The organism is Acinetobacter proteolyticus (assembly GCF_000367945.1).
GTDB classification, from domain to species: Bacteria; Pseudomonadota; Gammaproteobacteria; order Pseudomonadales; family Moraxellaceae; genus Acinetobacter; species Acinetobacter proteolyticus.
Window position 1 is genome coordinate 2,193,813 of sequence record NZ_KB849179.1, and the last position, 24,512, is coordinate 2,218,324.

Consider the following 24,512-nt stretch of genomic DNA (forward strand, 5'->3'; position numbering starts at 1 on the left):
TGCTGTCCTAGGCCTGATTCATCAGAATCACAGCACCAGTCACTAACAAGTTGACCAACGCCAATGGCAAACAAACTTTCCAACCAAAGTTCATCACTTGGTCATAACGAGGACGCATTAACGAACCACGCGCCAAGACAAACATCATTACAAAGAATGCTGTTTTAATCACGAACCAGAATAATGGTGGAACAAATGGAATTTCTAAGTTGAAGGGTGCAAGCCATCCGCCGAAGAATAAAGTCACGATTAAAGCCGAGATCAGTACCACGTTGACGTATTCCGCAACGAAGAACATCCCCCACTTCATCCCACCGTATTCAACGTGGTAACCTTCGGCCAATTCTTGCTCAGCTTCTGGTTGGTCAAATGGATGACGATGCGTAACTGCAACACCCGCAACCACAAAGATCAAGAAACCTAAGAATTGAGGAATGATGAACCACATATCACGTTGTGCTTCAACGATTTCACGCATGTTGAATGAGCCTGCAATTGCAACCACACCCATCAACGAGATCCCCAAGAACACTTCATAAGAAATGGTTTGCGCAGCAGAACGAAGACCACCGAGTAATGAATATTTGTTGTTCGATGCCCAACCACCAAATAACACGGCATAAACTGCAATACCTGCCATTGCCATAAAGAACAATAGGCCGATACTCATATCCGCAACGCCCAGTGTCGGACTTACTGGAATGACCATAAACGAAAGTACCGCAGTTGCCATCGCAACGGCTGGTGCTAAACGGAAAGTCAGCTTATCCGCAAACTTTGGTGTCCAGTCTTCTTTGAACATGATTTTGAGCATGTCAGCAACAATCTGGAACATACCACCAGGACCCACACGGTTTGGACCGTAACGGTCTTGCCATAATGCCAAGAGACGACGCTCAATAAATGACATCAAAGCCGCAACCAAAACCACCACCAGCAAGATCACAATCGCCTGAATCACTGAATAAGCGATTGGCCAGTTCTCAGCCCAAAGTGGCGTTTGACGTATAATTTCTTGATTCATGAATTACACTCCTACCGCCACAGACACAGGCTCTGCCAATGAAACTGTTGGTGCTAGACCAATTGGATAACCAATATAGCCTGTTGGTAAATATTCAATCACCTGTACAGGTAAGCTAATGCTGGTTTCGCCCGCTTGCACGGTAATACGTTGACCATCTTGAACATTTAAGCGAGTTGCATCTTGTTCACCCACCGCAAACATTGCTTCAGGAATACGAGATTCCATCGCAGGTGTTTTAATGGTGAATTCGCCAGAACCAAAGATATGGTGCATTGGTACAAGACGGAAGCTTTCAGGGTTCACCACCACAGCAGTTGGCGCCACATAGCTACGTGCAGGACGTTTAGCTAAACGATCGAATAGACGGATACCTGAATCACCACCTTTTAAGTGACCACCCACTTCATCTTGGTATTTGTTCCAAGCTTGTGGTGAGTTCCACCCCGCAGACCATGCGAAAGGTACTAATGAAGATGCCGTTTGATTCCCCACATAACCTTCCATCGAGAATGTTAATGCTGAATCTGGATCGGTCGGCTGTTTTGGTTCGTGAATCGATAATGGCGCACGCATTGCGGTACGACCTGAGTAACGACGTGGTTCACGTGCAATTTTCAAACCGTGGATACGATAGCCTGCATCTGGCGCAACCTCTTCAATTGCAGCAAGCACAGGAACATTTTTCACGATGTCTTCAATCACATCATCCAACAATGTCCAATCGACTGCTTTGCCTTTAAGACCTGTCTCAACGGCATGTAACCAGCGCCATGATTCTTTGATCGCGTATTCAGGCTTGTAGTAGCTTGGGTCATACACTTGATAGAAACGTTGTGCACGGCCTTCTTGGCTGACCACAGTACCATCGCCTTCGGCAAAGCTTGCTGCTGATAGTACGATATCTGCAAGTTTCAAGGTTTCAGTTTCGCTATGATCGAGTACGATCACAGTTTCAGCTTTATCCAGTGCAGCTTTCACTTGTGCAGCAGGTAAACGACGGGTTAAGTCATTTTCAACCACAACCACAGCATCAAAATCTTGCGCAAACGCTTGTTCTAGGCTTAAGCCACCAAACAATGCCAAGCCCATTGAGTTCACTTCAGGAACAGTCAATGACAAGCCTGCATTTGCACCGAGGTTCTGCGCAACTTGTGCAGCAGCTTCCATAATCGCTGGATCTTGTAAGCTGGTGCCCGAGATAATCAATGGCTTTTTCGCCGCTTTCAAGGTATCTGCAATAGTTTGTGCAAATGCTTTGGCATCATCCGCTAAACCAGTCAAAGCTTCGCCTTTCACCGCAGCAGCAACTGCAAAACCTAAACGTGCGATATCATTTGGTGATGCAACCACTTCACCTGTTGCCACATCCGCTAAACGCGTTTGTGTTGCAGCAAGGATATAGATTGGTGATTTTGCATCTTGACCGATACGTTGTACAGGTTCAGCCAACCAGTCTGGTGTACGTGTTGCAGCAGCCATTTCTTTGGCTTTGTTTTTCGCCGCTTGACGCACAGACAAGGCCATACGTGGCGCAGTTTGAGTTAAGTCTTCACCCAAGATCAACACCGCATCATAGCTTTCAATTTCACGCATGTTCGGGTTGTAAATACCCTGTGTTTGCATGATTGAAGCAGCTAACTCAACCAAGTTCTGCTCTTTTTGAGACATCCCTGTTGAGTAGTTATCTTGTCCAACCAATTCACGCAGTGCATAGTTTGATTCCAAGCTCGCGCGTGGAGAACCAATACCTAACACTTTTTTACCTTGAAGCTTCGTAATCACTTGATCAAGCGCCTGATCAACAGTCACGGTCGCAACAGTTTCACCATTACGGAACTGCGGTTGGCGTGGGCGGTCTTCACGATTCACATAGCCAGTACCGAAACGACCTTTATCGCAAAGGAAGTATTGGTTGACTGAACCATTGAAACGGTTTTCAACGCGACGGATTTCACCATAACGCTCACCCGGAGAGATGTTACAACCTGAAGAACAGCCGAAACATACGCTTGGCGCATATTGCATGTCCCATTTACGGTTATAGCGTGCTGAATGGGTCTTGTCGGTAAATACACCCGTTGGACACACTTCAGTCAAGTTACCTGAGAATTCAGATTCTAAAGTACCTGATTCTGGACGACCGAAGTAAACACGTGATGCATTGGCATAGACACCAAAATCGGTACCGCCAGCATAGTCTTTGTAGTAACGCACACAACGGTAGCACGCGATACAACGGTTCATCTCATGCGCAATAAACGAACCCAACTCTTGGTTATAGTGAGTACGTTTGGTAAAGCGATAGCGACGACGATCGTGCTGAGTCATCACGGTCATATCTTGTAAATGACAGTGACCACCCTCTTCACAGACTGGACAGTCATGTGGGTGATTAGTCATCAAGAATTCAACGATCGACGCACGGAAATCCGTTGCTTCTTTGTCTTCAATCGAAATATAGGTATTGTCGGCAGCGGGTGTCATACATGACATCACCAAGCGTCCACGTGTGTCCTCAGGATTTGCATACTGAGTCACCGCACATTGACGACAAGAACCAACAGAACCTAAGGATGGGTGCCAACAAAAATACGGGATGTCGATGCCAAGGCTGAGACATGCTTGTAGCAAGTTTTCTGAGCCGTTGACTTCATACGATTTTCCATCGACATGAATTGTAGCCATAGTCGAATTCCTTAAGCTTGTTCTACGTCTAGAGCTGGAGCATGGGTTTTAACCTTAGCTTCAAACTCGTTACGGAAATATTTAAGTGCGCCCATAAGCGGCTCCATCGCACCCGGTGCGTGAGCACAGAAAGTTTTACCAATCCATAATTTACGCGTCAGTTCTTGTAAATGATCGATATCTTCTTTCTTACCTTCGCCTGTTTCCAGTGCTTTAAGCGCTTTCACTGCCCAAGGTAAACCATCACGACATGGTGTACAGAAACCACATGATTCACGCGCGAAGAATTCTTCTAAGTTACGTGTCGCAGAGACCATACATTGGGTTTCATCCACCACCATGAGTAGACATGTTCCTAAACGAGAACCTGCTTTCATGATCGTTTCAGAATCCATTGGCAAATCAATGTGTTCAGCGGCCAAGAAGTCCGTTGATGCACCACCCGGTAACCAAGCTTTCAAAGTTAAGCCATCACGCATACCACCCGCGTGTTCTTCAATTACTTCACGCGCAGTTGTACCGAATGGAAGTTCCCAAAGACCCGGGAATTTCACTTTGCCTGATGCCCCATAAATCTTGGTGCCAGGATCTTTCGACTTACCCGCAGACAGATTGATATACCACTCTGGGCCACGCAACATGATCGCTGGCAAGTTATTATAAGTTTCAACGTTGTTGACAATCGTTGGACGACCCCATGCCCCTGCAACTTGCGGGAATGGTGGTTTAGTACGCGGATTGGCACGGCGACCTTCGAGCGAGTTGATCAAGGCAGTTTCTTCACCACAGATATAACGACCTGCGCCAGTGTGAACATGCATCTCAAAGTTCCAGCCTGTTCCAAGGATGTTGTCACCCAAGTAACCTTTGGCACGGATTTGCTCTAATGCTTCATTTAAGTATTGAGCCGCTTCGACATATTCGCCACGGATGAAGATATAACCTTGAGTCGCTTCTAAGGTATAACCTGCAATCAGCATGCCTTCGATCAATTGATGAGGAAGTTTTTCCATCAACAAACGGTCTTTAAAGGTGCCTGGTTCCATTTCATCAGCATTACAGATCAAATAACGTGGACCACCATCATTTGGTGCCATCAATGACCATTTAATTCCCGCTGGGAAACCTGCACCACCACGACCTTTAACCGTCGCAGCTTTAATGACTTCAAGCACGTCTTTTGGCGGCATGCTCAATGCTTTTTTAAAGCCAGCATAACCTTCCAGTGCTTCATACTCATCTGCCGCCCGCACAAACTCTTGCTTGCTCAAACGCCAAGTCAATGGATGCGTTTCTGGGTTACCGTCGCCATAAATTGGTTTTGGTTCAGTATTCATACATACTTCTCCAATAACTGTTTAACTGATGACACATCCACAAGACCGTGAGTATCTTCATCAATCATTAAAGTTGGACCTTTATCGCAGTTGCCTAAACAGCAAATTGGGAGCAAGGTAAAACGACCATCTGCTGTGGTTTGTCCATACTGGATACCCAACTCGCGCTGGAACGCTTCTGCCAAAGTTTCTGCACCCATCAAGAAGCATGCAATTGAGTCACACAATAGAATCACGTGGCGACCAACTGGTTGACGGTAGATACGGTTATAGAACGTCGCTACACCTTCCAGATCCGCCACACTCATACTCAACAACTGTGCAATCGCATTCATTTGTGCATCATCCACCCAACCATTACGGCGCTGTACACACTTCAAAGCATCCAAAGAGGCTGCACGTGGGTACGGGTAGTGACCAAGGTGATGTTCAATGTCATGAATTTCGTCCGCAGTCAAAATCCCTTCAACATTCACACGTGGTTTTTTATCAGTCAAAATCATCATAATCGTTTACCCCTAGCGATCCACGTCAGCCATTACTACGTCAATAGTCGCCAAATAAATGATCAAGTCAGAAACCAAACTGCCATTAATCACTGAAGGCATTTGCTGTAAATGCGTGAACGTTGGTGTACGAATACGGGTACGATAGCTCATGGTTGATTTATCAGAAGTGAGATAATAGGTACTCGCACCCTTCACAACTTCAGTCATAAATGATGACTCGCCCGCTGGCATTACAGGACCCCAAGAGACGCTTAGGAAGTGCGTAATCAAGGTTTCAATATCTTGTAATGTCTTATCTTTCGGTGGTGGAACTGCCAATGGATGATCCGCTTTATATGGACCAGAAGGCATGTTATCCAAGCACTGCTGAATGATTTTCAATGATTCAGTGATTTCACGGAAGTGAACCAAGACACGTGCATAGGCATCGCCTTCGTATTCCACTGGAATATCAAAGTCGAAGTTTTCATAACCACTGTATGGACGATATTTACGCACATCAAAATCAATACCCGTTGCACGTAAACCTGTACCCGTCACACCCCAAGCCAACGCAGATTTCGCATCGTATTGCGCAACATTGCGGGTACGACCGATAAAGACTGAGTTTTTAAGCGCTGCAGTGTAGTACTCGTTCAAACGTTTCGGCATCCATTCCAACAATTCTTTCACCAGCTTTTGCCAGTTATTTGGAAGGTCATGCGCGGTACCACCGATACGGAACCATGCTGGGTGCATACGGTAACCGGTGATCGCTTCAACGATGTCATAGACTTTCTGACGGTCTGCGAACATATAGAATACAGGGGTCATACCACCCGCATCCTGAATCGCGGTACCACAGAACAACAAGTGGTTATTGATACGGAATAATTCGTTCAACATCACACGAATGACTTGTGCACGCTCTGGGACTTTAATACCAGCAAGCTGCTCAACCGCCATTACATATGGCATGTTTTGCGCACAACCTCCGAGGTAGTCAACACGATCGGTATACGGAATGAATGAATGCCAGGTTTGACGTTCAGCCATCTTTTCCACACCACGGTGGTGATAACCGATATCCGGCACACAGTCTTTGACTTCTTCACCGTCCAACTGTAATACCACACGGAACGCACCGTGCGCAGATGGATGGTTAGGACCCAAGTTCAGGAACATGAAGTCTTCGTCATCATTACCGCGTTTTAGACCCCAGTCTTCTGGGACAAAGCGTAAGTGTTCTTGTTCGAAATCTTGCTTCGCTTGGTCTTGCATATACGGGGTATATTCTGTCGCACGGGCAGAATATTCTTTACGTAACGGATGACCTTCCCAATAGGTTGGCAACAAGATACGACGGAGCATTGGATGCCCAGCGAAATCAATACCAAACATATCGTAAGCTTCACGCTCGTACCAGTTGGCATTTGGCCAAATATTGGTTGCGGTTGGGATGCTTAAATCATTTTCATTCAATGCAACTTTAATACGAATATCACTATTACGCTCAAGCGATAACAAGTGATAGAACACAGTAAAGTCAGATGCTGGCAAACCGTCACGGTGAACACGTAAACGCTCATCGACTGCTGACAAGTCAAACAACATCACATAAGGACGTTCCACTTTACGGAGGAACATAAGGACTTCTTGCACGCGTGCGCGCTCAACCCAGACTGTTGGAAACTCTTCAAAAGTCGCCTGCACATAGAAGTTCTCACCAAACTTGGTTTTGAGCTCTTCTACGATTGCAAATGCTGGGCGTGAATCAACTGGAGTTGATTCTGGCATAGCAATGTCAGTTTCAGCCATTGGCTTGGCTTCCTATTTAATACAAATTTTGTCAATTTTCCCGACGACCATATTCATCATGGAATATGTCAAAAACTCATCGTTAAAATTATTTAATGTCATCCATAGAGCGTAGGTTTTTCACCGCAATACGTTCCGCATTTTTACGGTCACGTTCTGGCATCATCTTTGGCTTATACACAGGCTGAAGATCATCACCAATAACCGCTGAAAGTGGACGGCGCTCAAGTTGAATTTGGTCTTGCAATAACATCAATGCTTGGATTAATGCTTCTGGACGCGGCGGACAACCTGGGATGTACACATCAACAGGAATAATTTTGTCTACGCCTTGAACCACTGAATAGATGTCGTACATACCACCTGAGTTAGCACAAGCACCCATTGAAATGACCCATTTCGGCTCAAGCATTTGTTCATACAAACGTTGAATTACAGGCGCCATTTTGACAAAGCATGTCCCTGCAACAATCATCAAATCGGCTTGACGTGGTGAAGCACGAATAACCTCGGCACCAAAACGAGACAAGTCATGCACACCTGTTAATGTGGTTGCATATTCGACGTAGCAGCATGATGTACCAAAGTTAAATGGCCACAAAGAGTTTTTACGCCCCCAGTTCACTGCTGTATGCAACACATCCTCAAGACGTGTCATCATCACACTTTTATTCACTTCTTCCTCAAGTGGATCAGTGACGATTTGACGATCTTGTAATGGATATTGATCGGCATCCGGATTCGCACGGGTTAAAGTATATTTCATCCCGACTTACTCCTTTTTAAGTAATGATGTAGTCGGTGTTTTAGATTTAACACGACCAGAAGACTGTGCTGGAATATGACCAGTAGGATCGACAACTAACTCTTCAATGTTATTGAATCGCGTAATGTCAGCAATGTTCATATTTGGCGAACCGATTTTGGTCTTCACACCAGCTGCTTTACGACGATCTGAAGGTGCCCAGTTAAGTGCGCCAGTAGAAAGCTCATAAATCAAACCAATCAATAAAACCAAAATAAACACGGCAGCCGTTGCAAAACCTACCCAACCAACTTCACGAACTGAAGTTGCCCAAGCGTAGAGATAGAGGGCTTCTAGATCGAAAACCACAAAGAAAATTGCAACTAAATAGAACTTGGCTGACAAGCGGATACGAGCACCGCCCGCACCAACTACACCTGATTCAAACTGCTCTTGCTTTGCACGTCCCCATGCTTTACCCCCGAGGAGTAAGGGAACTGTCAGCATAAAAACGCAAAGAAATGTAACGCCGATCACGAAGGCAATTATTGCCCATTCGTATGGAGTAATGGCACTCATGCGGGGATAACTCCTGGCAGGCCTATTTTTAACAAAGAATGTATGTATTGGCCTTCAAATACACCAAACACAAAATTAATCCCGCCAATTGTACCTGATTTCTAATTTCTCATGCTAGTTGAAGCGCTTTAGTCTTTCGGATGATTTTGTCCTTAAATTTACGGATATATCCAAGATCACGGTTAATTCACCCCTAAAAATCGAATTATCTAATCAAGAACAGAATGTTGATCATTTTTTTCTTTATTTGAGCATTAAAAAACATTCGTGTTTTGAACCACTGCCCCAATTTATTGCAGCACGAACTAAATCATTGCATTGATACAAATTTATGATGAAAATTTAAGCAGAATTTATATAATAGCGACCTTATCTCCCCATAGAACCGTGTCAGAATGCCCCAAGCTCATGCAGCATTAAAACCACGCTCGCTGTTACAATTATTTTTACTCTTTGCGGGGGTGATTCTACTGTGCTGCCTACTCGGCATCGCCACCCGACATCTTACTTTTCTCGTCTCTTTTTGGCCTGCCAACTCAGTACTACTGGGACTCCTAATTCGCTTTCCACAAACTCGGCACCCAATCAGTTTTATTGGGGCAATCGTGGGTTATCTACTTGCCGATACCTCACAAGATACGCCGTTTCTACTCAATATTTGTCTAACCTCAGCAAACCTACTCTATGTCATCACCACACTGGCGTTGTATATCAAATTTAATGCCTATATCCGTTCACTGCATCATGGTTATTTTTATCTCTTTCTATTCAGCTTCTGCTGTATCGGCGCTTTGGCCAGTTCGTCATTTGCAGCACTGACCCTGCCCTTATTCAACACCAAATTCGCGCTCGGTTCATTCTGGACTGATTTTGGCTATTGGTTTACCGCTGAAATCCAAAATGCCTTGTTACTGCTCCCTGCAATGATCAGTGCGCCGCATTTCGCCGAGTTTAAACAGCAGCTCAAAGAATTTAAAACCCAGACTGTGCAAGAAAGCTTACCCTTGTTTGCCGTGTTTTTTTCGATTGCAATTGGCTACTACGATACAGGTCCCGGTTCACTGCTGTATCCGATTGCCGCCCTGATTTGGTGTGCTTTGAGTTATCGCCATTTTTCAGTAGCAATTATTACCTCGATCAGCTGCGGCTTCGTGATCTATCATGTCTCGCAAAACTATCTCCTGCTTTACCCCGAGCAGTTTTTAAATAATGCTATCTCAATCCGCCTTGGGCTGATTATGATGACCATTGCCCCGCTCACGGTTTCCAGTATCAATATGGTGCGGTCCAAGCTGATCCAAGAGCTGCAACACACCATCGCCCATGACGAACTAACCTCAAGCCTGACCCGACGCCAATTTCTGCAATCGGTGCAACTATTCCAACAACAGGCAACCCACACCGGTCAAACGACTGCTTTTCTGATGCTCGATATTGATCACTTTAAACAGGTAAATGACAGTTATGGACACCAGATGGGTGATCGTGCTTTACAAAGCTGTGTACACACCATTCAGAGCCTACTCAGGCCGCAAGATTTGCTGGGCCGTTTAGGCGGTGAAGAATTTGCCATCTTTATGACCAATACCGATGCTGATGCCGCCTATCTGTGTGCGGAAAACATTCGTCTGCAAATCAGTCAAACCCCGATTGAATATGCAGCACAGCTGAGCTTTTCGATCCAGATCAGTATCGGTATCTGTATTTGTGAGCCTGAAAATCAGCACTCGATTGAGCAATTATTCAAACAGGCCGATGATGCGCTCTACCAAGCCAAACGACAGGGCCGCAACCAAGTTGTCATTTCGACATAATATGTTGCAATTCAGCTAAATACTTTAATTATCTTTATACACAGCAGCGCGAATAGATGAGTATTCTAGAATGAGCACAAAAGGAGAAAAACATGCATCTAGAATACACACACGACTCGGATTATTTCTTTTTTTCACAACTGCTGATGCGTCATATAGAAAGTTATGTTCGAAAACATCCAGATGCTGATAATGCGATTTTTGATTTAAGAGACATTTACGAAGTATTTAGAGAGGATTTTGCCGCTACAACCACCAACTTAGAAAGTATTCTGAATATTGCGGACAGCTATAAAGTCGAAACATTAAATGGAGATCAAGCGCTAATCAAAGGCTATAAAATCGATATTAAGAACAATGCACTGCTGATCGACTTCAATGCAGATGCTTTGCAAGGTCTTCGCTCAGGAAAACCATTGATTGAACCCGATCCATCTGTTCATGAGTAAACAGCGATAAAACAAGGTCATTTAAAACCCTGATTTAGCCAAAGCATTGCGCTTTGGCTTTTTTATTGCTCTACATAAAAAGGAATGATGAGTATCATTCCTTGTTCATAGTTTATTTTTTAATGACTTGCTTATAACGCTTAGCAGGCCAGATCATGATAAAGCGCGCGCCACCCAAGTTTGGACTCTGATCCACTTGAATGGTACCACCAAACCAGTAGGCAATCCGACTGACAATCGACAGACCTAGGCCATAACCACCCGAAGCACGGGTACGGCTGTCATCTAAACGGGCAAAGGCTTCAAAAATACGACTACGCTCCTGCTCAGGAATCCCCGGTCCGTCATCTTCAACGCAGACATAGGCATTACCATCGGCACGAATTCCACCGCTGATACGCACTTTATGATCACAATAACGGACCGCATTACCCACCAGATTCTGCACCACACGGTGTAGATAACGGCGTTCCGCATCCACTTTTAAAGCCAAAGGTGGGGCAATCAATTCAATTTCTTTTTGCGTCTTCAGCGCTTCAGTTTCCATTGCCACTTGATCAAGCACTTCAACCAAGACAATGTCTTCGAAATCTAAAGAAGGCGTGCCCTGCTCCAACTTGGCATAGGTCATGATCTCATCAATCAAGGTATTGAGGGCTTCAATATCCTTATCGATCATGTCGACCTGCTGAATACGATAATTATAGTCGTCTTCTTCTGCCAGCATTTCCATACCGAAGCGAATCCGCGCTACAGGGGTTCTGAGCTCATGCGACACCGCACGCATCAATTCACGCTGTGCCTCGATCAGACGCTGAATATGATCCGACATGTTGTTATAACTGGAGGCCAAATTCGCCATTTCATCGCTGCCCTCAATCGGAACTCGCAAGGACAAATCACCAGACTTCATTTTGTTTAAGGCATAACGCACCTGACGGATTTTACGCTCAAGCGGCAGAATCAAACCATAAACACCCAAACTCAACAGGAATAAGCTAAATAAGGTAATGCCAGCGGAAAGCTGGAATGGCATCCAATTGAACATCGGCACAGGCCCTAAAACCAGCACTTGTGCAGAATGATTCGGCATTGGCGAAACAATGGAAATGGTGGTACCGCGTACCGTAGCACTGTCTTTATACAACAACACGCTTTGATCTTGGCGCAAACGCCCAATTTGTTCCGAATCCAGATTGATATCTTTAATATCTGCAATTTCAATTGGATAATAGAAGTGCTTTTTGATTTTGTCTAAATACTCACGCTCCTGCCCCGGATAAAAAATCAAATAATCCAGTACAAAGATCGGTAGCGCTTTCATTTGGCGTTCGCCAATTTTATCGACTTTAATATAGAGGTAATGCTTAGGATCGTCTTTCAGACCGATAATGATATAGCCAATGCCATTATTGGCATCGTAACGAACCACTGACTTTTGCTCAGCAATACGCTTTTTCTCGGTACGCGATAGTTCGACCCGTTCTGCATCCACATAATAGATCGGCAATTCCAGCAAATCAGAAGCATCGGAAATCCAATCTAACTTTTGTTGCTTTTCTGGCTGACGAGACACCCCTTCACTAATGACATAGGAAATACCATCAGTAAGAGATTCACGATATTCTTGCGCGCGTTGATAGTTAATGATCTGCACCAACAAATAACAAAATGCGGCAACCACAACAACCAAAACCACCAAACCAGCATAAATACGCAAGAATATGCTGTTTTTCAGTACTCGACTTACCATAGGGTAAATAATTCCAATCTAGTTAATATCTCCCCTGAACAGTCACACTGCCTAAGGCCCCTCTATCAAGGGAAAAGCCCCCTGTGATCAGGAGGCCTTAGAGAATTTAGATACCGTTGGTTTCTTTAACGAATAAATAACCTTTACTACGTACTGTTTTAATACGTTTTGGATTTTCTGGGTCATCCCCGATTTTTGGACGGATACGGGAAATACGCACGTCAATCGAACGGTCCTGACCATCGTATTCGATACCACGTAAACGCTCGAAGATATCTTCACGAGACAGGATACGACCCGCATTCGATGCCAATAACCATAACAGATCATATTCAGCGCTGGTGAAGTCAACCAACTCACCATTTAAAGTCACTGAACGACCACCGTTATCAATCACCAAATCATCAAATTCGATACGCTGTGCCACTTCGTCTTCTACTGTTTTGTCAGTGCGACGTAATAGAGCACGGATACGCGCTAATAACACACGTGGCTGAACAGGTTTAGCAACATAGTCATCTGCACCCATTTCTAAACCAAGCACCTGATCCATATCTTCAGTACGTGCAGTGAGCATCAAAATCGGTTGATGATAATGTGGACGTACTTCACGACAAACGGTCAGACCATCTGCACCCGGTAACATAACATCCAGCACCACAAGATCGGGTTGCTCGCTGATAATGCGACGGATTGCACGGTTACCATCAGTTTCGACTCCAACTTCTAAACCGTTACGAATCAAATACTCTTGTGTTAAACGTGCTAAGCGTTCATCATCTTCTACGATTAAAATCTTCGGTAACTTTTCTTCTTGGCTCATTTGTTGCCCCTAAAATCTGAGTGAATCCATCTATAAAAATCTGATAGATACATTGGTTTATGTTTTGCAATATACACACGTTTACATTGTAAACAAGTAGCCGTTCACCAAACTGATACACGCTTACCCTGTTTTGTTATCTTTTTATTAAAATTATGAATTTTAATATCTTTTTCAGAAATATATGCATTTTCCGACAGGATGAATATTTAGTATAGATTTTGTGCCAATGTTAAACAATTTGTTTCTTTATTCGCCCAAAACAATTTAAGTGTCTGTTTTTTGAGTTATCCACAGAGTTATCTATAAGCCTTTTTTAACGGCTTTGATATGCTATGTGACTGTGATTTCAGCAGTTAAGACATGAAAAAAAAATTAGTAAAATGTCAAGGATTGATCTACTCCAAAAAATCCCGTATCTTGTGTTGAAAATAAACTTTAACCACTAAGTATTGTGTTTATCCCTCAAACATCGTGGCATACTTTTTGCTCGATTCAAACGGTCAATGAACATAAAAATAGATGATAATGGAGCTATGCTGACATGAGCATCATCACTTCTACTCCTGGCCAACTTCAGGTCATTAAGCGCACCGGTGAGATTGCGACATTTAATGCCGAGAAAATTTCTGTTGCGATTGGGAAAGCATTTTTAGCAGTTGAAGGTCAACAAGGTACTGATTCAAGTCGTATCCATGACCGTATCACGCAACTGACAGAAATGGTTATGAACACATTTAATCGTCGTTTGCCTTCTGGTGGCACGATTCATATCGAAGAAATTCAAGACCAAGTTGAATTGGCATTGATGCGCACAGGCGAGCAAAAAGTTGCGCGTGCCTATGTGATTTATCGTGACCAACGCGCAAGTGCTCGTCAGCAAACTGGTGCGAACCATCACCCGACCCTACAAATTACAGATGCCAATGGTCAGCTCCAACCGTTGGATTTGGATGCGCTTACCGCAACGATTGAAACTGCAAGTGAAGGTCTAGAAGGGATTGATGTTCAAGCCATCCTTGATGAAACCGTAAAGAACCTATACAACGGCGTAAAAGAAAGCGATATCGCGACCACCATGATGATGGCAACGCGTACCCGTATCGAACAAGAGCCAAACTATACCTATGTGACTGCACGTTTACTCAGTAGCGAATTGGTCAGCACAGGTTTAGAGTTCTTGGGTCTGCCTGCAGAAACCTTGGAAGGCGATGCTTTAGAAACTTTCTTAAAGAAAGGGATCGAGCTTGACCTGCTTTCTGAAGACTTGTTGAACTTTGACCTTGCTAAATTGGCTGCTGCGATCAAACCAGAACGCTCAAACCAGTTTACTTACTTAGGTCTACAAACTTTATTTGACCGTTACTTTATCCATTCAAATGGCGTGCGTTTTGAATTACCCCAATTATTCTTTATGCGTGTGTCGATGGGTCTGGCACTTAACGAAGAAAATAAAGAAGACCGTGCAATCGAATTCTATGACTTATTGTCTAGCTTCGACTACATGGCGTCTACACCAACCCTATTTAACTCAGGTACTTTGCGTCCGCAATTATCAAGCTGTTACTTGACCACCATCGGTGATGACCTGTACGACATTTATGGCGCAATGCGTGATAACGCAATGTTGTCTAAATGGGCAGGCGGTTTAGGTAATGACTGGACACCAGTTCGTGCCTTGAACTCATATATCAAAGGCACCAACGGTAAATCTCAAGGTGTGGTTCCATTCCTTAAAGTTGCCAACGATACAGCCGTTGCGGTAAACCAAGGTGGTAAGCGTAAAGGTGCAGTGTGTGCATACCTTGAAACTTGGCACTTGGATGTTGAAGAATTCCTAGAGCTACGTAAAAACACTGGTGATGACCGTCGTCGTACCCACGACATGAACACAGCGAACTGGGTGCCTGACTTGTTCATGCAACGTGTATTTGAAGATGCTGAATGGACCTTGTTCACCCCTTCTGAAACACCAGACCTGCATGATTTAACTGGTGCTGAATTTGCTGAGCGTTATGCGCACTACGAAGCAGTCGCAAAACAAGAAAACATGCTGCATAAGAAAGTCCGTGCCAAAGACTTATGGCGCAAAATGCTTTCGATGTTGTTCGAAACTGGTCACCCGTGGATCACATTCAAAGACGTATGTAACTTACGTTCACCACAACAACACGTGGGCGTGGTTCACTCTTCGAACTTGTGTACAGAAATCACGCTGAACACCAACCAAGATGAAATCGCGGTGTGTAACTTAGGTTCGATCAACCTTGTACAACACGTTCAAGGTGGCGTATTAGATCGTGAGAAACTTGCGCGTACAGTGAAAACTGCGGTGCGTATGCTCGATAACGTGATCGACATTAACTACTATGCCGTGCCACAAGCGAAGAACTCAAACTTGAAGCACCGCCCTGTCGGTATGGGAATCATGGGCTTCCAAGATGCATTGTATGAAATGAATCTTGCTTATGGTTCAGATGCAGCGGTTGATTTCGCCGATGAATCAATGGAAGTGATCAGCTACTACGCAATCGAAACCTCAAGCAACCTTGCGCTTGAACGTGGTGCTTATTCAACATTCAAAGGTTCATTGTGGGATCAAGGGATCTTGCCAATCGACTCTTTAGAAATCGTTGCAAAATCACGTCCAGAGCGCATGTTCGAAGTGGATCGTACTCAACGTTTAGACTGGGATGCATTACGTACTAAAGTTCAAAAAGACGGTATGCGTAACTCAAATGTGATGGCAATTGCACCGACTGCAACCATCTCTAACATTTGTGGCGTGTCTCAATCGATTGAGCCAACATTCCAGAACTTGTATGTGAAATCGAACCTTTCTGGTGAATTCACCGTGATCAACCCTTACCTTGTTCGTGCATTAAAAGAACGTGGTCTTTGGGATACGGTAATGGTCAATGACCTGAAACACTTCGAAGGTTCAGTGCAAAAGATTGCGCGTATTCCTGAAGAATTAAAAGCAATCTTCGCGACTGCATTTGAAGTGGATACTCGCTGGATCGTTGATGCTGCGTCACGTCGTCAAAAATGGATCGACCAAGCACAGTCATTGAACCTTTACATCGCTGGCGCGAATGGTAAAAAACTTGACATCACCTATAAGATGGCATGGTTACGTGGTCTTAAAACCACATATTACCTCCGAGCTTTAGGTGCAACATCGGCTGAGAAATCAACCATCAATACGGGTGCACTGAATGCAGTTAAACCAGCATCAGTTGAAGCGCCTGTAGTTGCAGCAACAGCAGCAGTTGTGGCTGAGAAGAAACCTGAAACTGCGGTTGAAGAAGATGGTTTCACGACAGCAGCACCAGTGCCAATGGCGTGTTCAATTGACAATCCAGACTGCGAAGCTTGTCAGTAATTTTATTCCTCTCTGCATAAATTCCCTCTCCTTTTAGGAGAGGTGATGAGCGACTAAAGCGTCGCAAGAGAGGTTTCTATAGAGGCATCGATCATGTTCCATCTCAGTCATAATTATCAATTTGGTGTGATTGTTCTGATTTGTGCCTTTCTAGTGTTTTATATCCCCCTCGTTTACGCATTTTTTAAAATACGTAGACAACAGCGTAATCAAAATAAGTCTTAGGGATTGTCAGTGTCCATTGGTCACTTTTTAAAACTCAATCAATAAAACTTAATTTTGCTTACACAAATTGAGCGTATAGTAGGGCATCTCCTTGCTTGAGATGTCTAAATAAAAGATATAAAGCAACGAAGAGAGAATTGATATGTCTATCCTTAGTTGGGACGATTTTGAAGATGATTCGCAAAAACCGACTGCACCTGAACACAAGTCTGCGCCCATCGACACGCAAAAAACGGTTAATACGCAAGTGGTATCTGATTCAGAGCAATCATCGCCGCGCGTGGCAGCTGCACAACCCGCTGGAACCAATTCCGTGCGATCAACAAATCCAACCGATTCGTTGGCACGAGCATCTGCTGCCTTAGAACACCTAGATGCTGCACCGGGCTTGGAAGAGCTTGAGATGGGTGCACAGCGTGTACAGGTTGATGATAAAGCGATGATCAACTGTCGCGCAGACTTAAACCAGCTTGTTCCGTTTAAATATGAGTGGGCTTGGCAGAAGTATCTTGACGGGTGTGCAAACCACTGGATGCCACAAGAAGTCAACATGAACCATGATATCGCGCTTTGGAAGTCTGAAAATGGCTTAACTGAAGATGAGCGTACCATCATCATGCGTTCTTTGGGTTTCTTCTCGACTGCGGACTCATTGGTTGCAAACAACTTGGTATTGGCGATCTACCGTCATATTACTAACCCTGAATGCCGTCAGTACATCTTGCGTCAAGCGTTTGAAGAAGCGATTCACACCCATGCTTATCAATACTGTATCGAATCTTTGGGTATGGACGAAGGCGAAGTCTTCAACATGTACCGCGAGATTCCAAGTGTTGCGCGTAAAGCATCGTGGGGCTTGAAGTATACTCAATCTTTAAGTGATCCGACGTTCAACACTGGTACGCCTGAAAACGACCAACGTTTATTGCGTAACTTGATCGCGTTCTATTGCGTTCTTGAAGGGATCTTCTTCTACTGTGGCTTTACTCAAATCTTGAGTATGGGTCGTCGTAACAAGATGAATGGTGTTGCTGAGCAGTTCCAGTACATTTTGCGTGATGAGTCTATGCACTTGAACTTCGGTATCGACATGATCAACCAGATCAAGATCGAGAACCCACATTTGTGGACGGCTGAGTTCCAAGAAGAAGTGATTCAAATGATTCTTGAGGGCACCATGCTTGAGATCGAATATGCGCGTGACACCATGCCACGTGGTGTATTGGGTATGAATGCAAGCATGATGGAAGAATACTTGAAGTTCATCTGTAACCGTCGTTTAGCACAACTTGGTTTACCTGAGCAGTTTGCTGGTGTAACCAACCCGTTTGGCTGGATGTCTGAGATGATGGACTTGCGTAAAGAGAAGAACTTCTTTGAAACGCGTGTAACGGATTACCAAACTGGTGGTGCGTTAAGCTGGTAAGTCAATAGAATAAATACGCAGTTAAAAAAGGGCTACCAATGGCAGCCCTTTTTTATATCATCTTTTTAATCTAGCTTTGAGCCTTAAAGTCGTTTTCTACATTTTAAATGGCTAATCAAAAAGATATTTTACATCTCAAAATTAACCCAATAAAAATAGAATCAACCCTACTCAAAATATTAATTTAAATACATTTAAAGTAGGTTTGATGACCATAACTGGAATTTCACCAAATGTTCAGCAAGACAATTATTAATAAATATCAAGAAAATTTACTTTTTTGTACTAATTATTGGCTAAATGACAATCATGGACATAGTGGCTCTCTTTTAAATTTGGATGACTTATCTCAAGTCGAACAGGATAAAACTTGGAATCATATATTTGAAACCTATAAATCAGATTCACTAACTATAAAAAAATTTCGTGACATATTAAAAAGATTGATTCACAAGGAAACAATAAGTCAATGTGAATTAGATCTTTCGGAAGTTAAGTATATATGTGGAGGTAAAAGCGCCAAACACTTCAACTTTACTCAAGCTTGTGATTTAGTTAACTGGTGGAAATTGGCAACTATTTCAAATTCAGGGGATGAACACATACATAAAACTGAAGTAAAACATCTAAAAGAGTGTTTCAATAAGGATGGGAAATTAAATGGAGTGTCTGGATTTATTAAAAGAAGCTGGCACAAAGGTCTAATGGTTAGTAATAGCGATGGCAATCATAGAATTGGAAATATTGCCAATATTTGCACCCAAAATCCACAGCTTAAAATACCTTACATTGAACAACTAACTAAATACCAAATAAATCAAGAATCCTTACAAGAATTATTAAAAAATTACGCTATATATCTCATTATTGAAAAATCTGATAGAGAAATCTCTATTACAATGGATAATATTTGTGAAAATCAAAAATCTTTTTGTTTAATACTTTCAGAAAGATGTACTATTTACTCACTTTCACATGCACATTTCGATTGCTTTAATATAAGAATATATTTTTTAGAAAAATCATACAAAAACTTTCTACTAAGAGCTCAGCTAAACAAAAAGTTTCACAAAAATAATTTAATTAGAGACCTATTAAGAGATAAATTATAAAATATTTTGCATTACTATTCATAATAATTAACTGCAGAAATTCCCAAGCTGTTCAAAAGCTCAGTTGTCATCCGACCATTAATTGATAGGTTTTTATCAACTTGGTAGTTAGCAATAGCTTTACGTGTATTTTTACCTAGATCACCATCAATTTTCCCAGAATAGTATCCTAATTGTAACAAGGCTACTTGTACCCGCTTGATCTGCATAACCTGCATTAAGATTGGATCTTCTGATGATGAGGGTGCACTCGTATTTAAGTTAGTTCCATAATAATTATTAACTGGAGTATCTGTTTTAGTTGGAACATTTGAGTAAGTTTTTACAGTTATATTCGAACTATTTCTATTTGAAGATGAGGATGTACCTGAAGAACTAGTTGAGTTCGAGCTTGAATAACTCGGTGGAGTATAGCTTGGTACAGAATAAACAGGTGTTCTTGAACTGGAATAACCTGAATATCCCGAGCCAGAGTAATGACTTGAATGACTTCTATGGCTTGAATGACTTCTATGACCTGCAAACATGTTTTCATATTCATAATTTAAAGGACGTATAGAAACTGGTTCTAAATTTTCATAAGAATCCACATTAGTATTAATTGCTGCGGCTGCTTTATTATTAATAACTGGTGCCGATGCAGCAAAAACAGCTAATGATTTTATAAATTTACTCAAACACCACCCCACTAAAAAATATATTGTTATTAAAATTTTATATTATGCAAGCGTTTAACCTTGTTTATCAACAAGTTTTATAGGATTCAGAGCAGATGGTGCCCAGCCATTTTGATACCAAGTAAATAAACCACAACATTTTTTCTTTACATCACAATTTTCACAAACTTTATCATAAGTATTTTTCCAATCTGAAATACTTTTAGCAGAAAATTCCCATAAAGATTCAGGTAAGCAACACAAAGGAATATTCATTAGTACTAAACGGATTTTTGAGTTTACCAATACATTTATTGCAATTATCAGTTCTTCCCACCACTCTTTGATATCAACTTGACTCAATTCTTTATTAGCCAATGCAAAACCTATAGGTTCACAGCCAATCAGAGCGACCTCATTCACAAATGGAAGGTTGGTTCGTATATAAGTACAGAGATCAATTAATTTCTCTAATACAGGCTTAACCAAAACAATTCTTAATTGTATCGGTTGTTCGTAATGCTGGAGGACATAAAGACCTTCTAATGTTTCTTCAAAAGCCGAATGTTGCTGCACTACAAAATCATGTAAGAGATCTGCATGACCATATAGTGGGATAAGCCAATTCACTTTCGTTTCAAGATTAGATAACACTGATTCCGCTATCTTAGGATTACTAAACAAGCGACCATTCGTTAGTACATCAATTACGATTGAAGGAAATTTATTATGAATAGTATCGATGATTAATCTTAACTGTGTATCTAGTAGTAATGGCTCACCACCCGTTAAGCCAATATTCATCGGTTCATAGCTAAGATGATCAATAATTTCTAATGCTTGTCGTACCAACCATGAATCATCATGCTTAGTTGGTGGTTGAGAGCACATGATGCAGTAGTTATTGCATCTGTTGGTTAAAAATAAAGTATGATGAGTATCACTTGCTCTCAAAAGTACACTTAGATTCTTTTTATATGGGTCAATAGTAACCACATCATTTGATTTTAGTACTTGTTGTTCTGGAATAAAGAGATTGTTTGCACCAACCTTATCAAGCAAGTCTGGACTATAAATTGAATAAAGATTGTCTAATCCTGCCTGAATATATCGATCAAAAATCTCGACTTCCTGGACATTAGTAACTGGCACTAGAATAGATTGATTAGGTAACCACTCTACATCCAAATTATCAAGACTAAGTACCCTAAAGATTTGTGGAGTATGTTTTGTGACTGAGTCTAGCTTTATTTTTCTCATCTTATCTACTTACTAAAGGCCCACTGGTTTGCTAACTTTCTAAACTTTTCAGAATTTTGGTACTTATTAAATATCAAATCGAACAAACCCATGTAACGCTTACAATGACTAGTTAAATGGGTAGGTGGAGTCATCGTTCTAAATTCGTTATAAGCACTAATTGGATCAGGCCCACAATACGGTAGATAAGCACATTGACTACAACTTGGATCATTGAAATTCAAACTCGAAGTAATGATATTTCTTTGTAGATCAGAGCTTAACAATTCAGATAAAGGCTCACCAATTCTACCTAAACGTAAAGAAATATCCCCTGTTTCTTTTAGCATACGAGATTCATCACTAGGATATACGTATCCATCATAGTTATAAACAATACACCCCAGTCCTGCGCCTGATGGACTCTGGAGATCAATATAACCGTGGTCAAATGGAGAAAGGATTTTGTTTAATAAGATTGCGGAATGAACTTCTATTAGTTCATATCCTTTATCATTCCAATGGATAACACGCTCCAATGCTTTCTCATAAAAATCTAAGAACTCAGCGTGAGTTGGTGCAAGTCGCTTTGAGTTTTTCTTTGCAAATCCATAATCACTCAAACTACGGATAAAAATATCCTTAAATCCTAATTTAACATATGCATCCACAATTTCATTAGGATAATCCAAGCTTTTACGTGTAGTAGTCATTAATGCAGAAACCGAGTCTTGACCTAATTCTTTACGAGCTAGCTCTAAGCCTGTAATAGTTCTTTCATAAGCATCTCGATTAGCAATCGGTCTATTTTTATTATGCAAGTCTGCAAGACCGTCGATACTTGTAGACAATACCACTTGATGTTCTTTGAAAAATAAGCACATTTCAGAGGTTAATTGGTGCAATGTTGTAGTTACTACAAAACGAATAGATCTATTGTGCTCATTATTTTTTTTAGTAATGTAGTCAATCGCAAGTTTTACTAAATCATATTTGATTAAAGGATCTCCCCCTTGGAATTCAACTGTTAAAGTATCTGATGTACTTTCAAAGATGGTATCACACGCCAAGAGTAAATTTTTTCTGGAAATAGTGAACTCATCTCCTGCATGTTGACGACTGACTTGGCAGTAAGAACATGAGTGCATACATTGAATCGTCACAACAATAATATGGAGTGAAGTTCCTTCTAAAATTGTTGATTTTTTTGCATGTAACCTTGAAATTAAAGCTCGTTTTGAACCAATAGCATTTTGACTCATCAGGAAGAATTTAGATTTCAAGTTCAGATAAAGAGCCATATCTAAAGATTCATCTTTAGCAATTATTTTTTTAAAATTTTCTCTAGAAATAAACTCAAAATCCCCCGTCACACTAGTTATGAGATATTTCTCATTTTCCATTCGTTTAAAATTAAATGGTAATAATTCAACATTTTTAAAAAGCATTTTATTTACTAATACTCGCCATGATGATTGCATCTACAAAAGATTTCTGTTGAAGACTGATTTTTTGACTTAGCTCTTGACGTAATTTGTAATCACTAAGAAAATTAAGAATTACTTTTTTTTGTTCAGCATCTTCAACTGTGAAAAAGAAATTATGAGTATCTAATTGCTTTATCTCATACTTAAGGGGACAAAATTTCAATGCCTGTACTACTTCATCTAATGACATCTCATAATAAACATCAAAACCAAATTGAATTAGCGTCTGAGTCCCCATACTAGCCCCTTTAAGTCGATAAATTCACTGAAATTTATTTCTATCAATATTTAATATCTACCACAATTAGCACTATAGAGTTATAGTTGCAGTTATATTATAGAATAGATTCACTTCAAAACAAGATCTTATTTATTATAAGGTTTTTTAGCAAAATTTTAAAAATAAAACTATATTTAGAAATAACTCCTATTTCATCATTTATTAAAAAGCCATACTAGTTATATAAAAGTATAATGAAATTAAAATTCCCAAATTTTTTTAATTAACTGACCTGCTGGGCTTTAAAATACAACTTCAGCATACAATACCATCCGCATAATAGAAACAGATTACCACCAGCTTCCTCCTACCCCACCCCCACTAACCACCCTTCCAACAACTTCCCTTTATCCACTTTATTCCCACTCAACAACTGTACCATTGCCCCGTCCACCACAAACAAAAACATCTGTGCATCTGCTTTGGCAGCATGGATATCCGTCCTTGCCAACAACATATAAATTTCACGAATCAACCAGTTTCGGTACTCCACCACGATCTCATATGCCTTTGGATAACGTGCTTTAATTTCAAAAACTGCTCTAAATAATAGATGGTACATCCCTTCTAGATCGGCATGCAGAAAGAAAATCCGTTTCAGCCTTTCACGCCCCGATAGATTTTTATTGGCATACAGAATTGAGCGGACTTCTTTCTTGAGTGCCGTTCTCTGCAAGCTCAGCGTCATTTCAACCAAATGCTCTTTGGAGTGAAAGTATTTATAAAACGTGCCTTTGGCAATTTGTGACGCATCAATAATCAGGTCGACCCCAACATGATGAAAGCCATCTTGGTTAAACAGCGTTTGCGAGGTATCCAAGACTTTTAAAGCACGATAAGTCAAAGCAAAAGGTGGCATATCATTTCCATGATTGAATAATTTTTTGTTGTTGCATAACCCGATCAAGCGGCCATTTATGCTGCAATAAGCAAAAAAGGCATGCAAAGACCCGCTAAGACGGCCTGAGCGCATCTCAAGTTTTATTGTTGATATGATTTTTAGTTGTGACAAAGCAGCGCTTGAAAAGCCTAAAGGCAATCAAACGGCGTCAAAGACTAATGAAGAAGAATAAAAATACAGTGCATGGCCAACTCCTACAAAATTCGGAATACTGCCAAGACATAAAGATTATGGTGGCAGGGAGAAAGAGGGTTGACAGACTGAACCTAAGAATCAGCACGCC

The 24,512-nt window shown here is 41.7% G+C and carries 20 protein-coding genes; 6 read left to right on the forward strand and 14 right to left on the reverse strand.

From position 1 onward, the window contains the following. Positions 1-7 precede the first annotated feature (7 nt). From nuoH to ndhC, 7 genes are all read right to left on the reverse strand, one after another. Positions 8-1,024 (reverse strand): NADH-quinone oxidoreductase subunit NuoH, encoded by a 1,017-nt coding sequence (gene nuoH / locus F993_RS06845; protein ID WP_004655440.1) that lies wholly within the window; start codon positions 1,022-1,024, stop codon positions 8-10. A gap of 3 nt (positions 1,025-1,027) precedes the next feature. Beyond that, positions 1,028-3,712, reverse strand: a complete 2,685-nt coding sequence (nuoG, locus tag F993_RS06840) for an NADH-quinone oxidoreductase subunit NuoG (RefSeq protein ID WP_004655442.1) — start codon at positions 3,710-3,712, stop codon at positions 1,028-1,030. A gap of 11 nt (positions 3,713-3,723) precedes the next feature. Next, a complete protein-coding gene (nuoF, locus tag F993_RS06835) occupies positions 3,724-5,049 on the reverse strand; it encodes an NADH-quinone oxidoreductase subunit NuoF (RefSeq protein ID WP_004655444.1) in 1,326 nt (441 codons plus the stop codon). Further along, the gene (nuoE, locus tag F993_RS06830; RefSeq protein WP_004655446.1) at positions 5,046-5,555 is read right to left on the reverse strand and encodes an NADH-quinone oxidoreductase subunit NuoE; all 510 of its coding nucleotides are present in this window, start codon (positions 5,553-5,555) and stop codon (positions 5,046-5,048) included. The genes nuoF and nuoE overlap by 4 nt, the downstream gene beginning before the upstream one ends. A 12-nt stretch (positions 5,556-5,567) precedes the next feature. Next, entirely contained in the window at positions 5,568-7,355 is a 1,788-nt protein-coding gene (gene nuoC, locus F993_RS06825) for an NADH-quinone oxidoreductase subunit C/D (RefSeq protein WP_004655448.1), read from the reverse strand. A gap of 88 nt (positions 7,356-7,443) precedes the next feature. Next, entirely contained in the window at positions 7,444-8,121 is a 678-nt protein-coding gene (locus tag F993_RS06820; protein WP_004655450.1) for a NuoB/complex I 20 kDa subunit family protein, read from the reverse strand. A 6-nt stretch (positions 8,122-8,127) separates the two neighbouring features. Further along, entirely contained in the window at positions 8,128-8,679 is a 552-nt protein-coding gene (gene ndhC, locus F993_RS06815; RefSeq protein WP_004655451.1) for an NADH-quinone oxidoreductase subunit A, read from the reverse strand. 395 nt (positions 8,680-9,074) lie between these two features. On the opposite strand from ndhC, the gene F993_RS06810 reads away from it, so the two are divergent. After that, positions 9,075-10,493, forward strand: a complete 1,419-nt coding sequence (locus tag F993_RS06810; protein WP_004655452.1) for a GGDEF domain-containing protein — start codon at positions 9,075-9,077, stop codon at positions 10,491-10,493. A gap of 92 nt (positions 10,494-10,585) precedes the next feature. Next, a complete protein-coding gene (locus F993_RS06805; RefSeq protein ID WP_004655454.1) occupies positions 10,586-10,942 on the forward strand; it encodes a hypothetical protein in 357 nt (118 codons plus the stop codon). Between the two features lie 112 nt (positions 10,943-11,054). On the opposite strand, the gene bfmS is transcribed toward F993_RS06805, so the two are convergent. Both bfmS and bfmR read right to left on the reverse strand, forming a co-directional pair. Then, the gene (bfmS, locus tag F993_RS06800) at positions 11,055-12,695 is read right to left on the reverse strand and encodes a sensor histidine kinase BfmS (protein ID WP_004655456.1); all 1,641 of its coding nucleotides are present in this window, start codon (positions 12,693-12,695) and stop codon (positions 11,055-11,057) included. A gap of 106 nt (positions 12,696-12,801) precedes the next feature. Next, on the reverse strand, positions 12,802-13,518 hold the full coding sequence (gene bfmR, locus F993_RS06795) for a response regulator transcription factor BfmR (RefSeq protein WP_004655457.1): 717 nt from the start codon (positions 13,516-13,518) through the stop codon (positions 12,802-12,804). A 544-nt stretch (positions 13,519-14,062) separates the two neighbouring features. Between bfmR and F993_RS06790 the strand changes: the two genes are divergently transcribed. The 4 genes from F993_RS06790 (at position 14,063) to F993_RS06780 (ending at position 19,666) form a co-directional block, all read left to right on the forward strand. Next, positions 14,063-16,903, forward strand: a complete 2,841-nt coding sequence (locus tag F993_RS06790; RefSeq protein WP_004655459.1) for a ribonucleoside-diphosphate reductase subunit alpha — start codon at positions 14,063-14,065, stop codon at positions 16,901-16,903. Positions 16,904-16,996: 93 nt separating this feature from the next. After that, positions 16,997-17,128 carry a hypothetical protein gene (locus F993_RS20205; RefSeq protein ID WP_004655460.1) on the forward strand — a complete coding sequence of 44 codons (132 nt, stop codon included), beginning with the start codon at positions 16,997-16,999 and terminating at the stop codon, positions 17,126-17,128. Between the two features lie 142 nt (positions 17,129-17,270). Then, the gene (locus F993_RS06785; RefSeq protein WP_004655461.1) at positions 17,271-18,554 is read left to right on the forward strand and encodes a ribonucleotide-diphosphate reductase subunit beta; all 1,284 of its coding nucleotides are present in this window, start codon (positions 17,271-17,273) and stop codon (positions 18,552-18,554) included. 233 nt (positions 18,555-18,787) lie between these two features. Continuing rightward, complete coding sequence (locus F993_RS06780) at positions 18,788-19,666, forward strand: DUF6685 family protein (protein ID WP_004655463.1); 879 nt, start codon at positions 18,788-18,790, stop codon at positions 19,664-19,666. Between the two features lie 14 nt (positions 19,667-19,680). Here F993_RS06780 and hxsA read toward each other — a convergent pair whose 3' ends face one another. The 5 genes from hxsA to F993_RS06755 form a co-directional block, all read right to left on the reverse strand. Then, complete coding sequence (gene hxsA, locus F993_RS06775; RefSeq protein WP_032812515.1) at positions 19,681-20,343, reverse strand: His-Xaa-Ser repeat protein HxsA; 663 nt, start codon at positions 20,341-20,343, stop codon at positions 19,681-19,683. Positions 20,344-20,397: 54 nt separating this feature from the next. Further along, on the reverse strand, positions 20,398-21,582 hold the full coding sequence (hxsC, locus tag F993_RS06770) for a His-Xaa-Ser system radical SAM maturase HxsC (protein ID WP_004655467.1): 1,185 nt from the start codon (positions 21,580-21,582) through the stop codon (positions 20,398-20,400). A gap of 5 nt (positions 21,583-21,587) precedes the next feature. Then, positions 21,588-23,042 (reverse strand): His-Xaa-Ser system radical SAM maturase HxsB, encoded by a 1,455-nt coding sequence (hxsB, locus tag F993_RS06765; protein ID WP_228254118.1) that lies wholly within the window; start codon positions 23,040-23,042, stop codon positions 21,588-21,590. After that, positions 23,011-23,286, reverse strand: coding sequence for a hypothetical protein (locus F993_RS06760; protein ID WP_004655472.1), 276 nt, complete (start codon positions 23,284-23,286; stop codon positions 23,011-23,013). The genes hxsB and F993_RS06760 overlap by 32 nt, the downstream gene beginning before the upstream one ends. A gap of 349 nt (positions 23,287-23,635) precedes the next feature. Next, the gene (locus F993_RS06755) at positions 23,636-24,187 is read right to left on the reverse strand and encodes a TetR/AcrR family transcriptional regulator (RefSeq protein ID WP_004655474.1); all 552 of its coding nucleotides are present in this window, start codon (positions 24,185-24,187) and stop codon (positions 23,636-23,638) included. Positions 24,188-24,512: the final 325 nt, after the last annotated feature.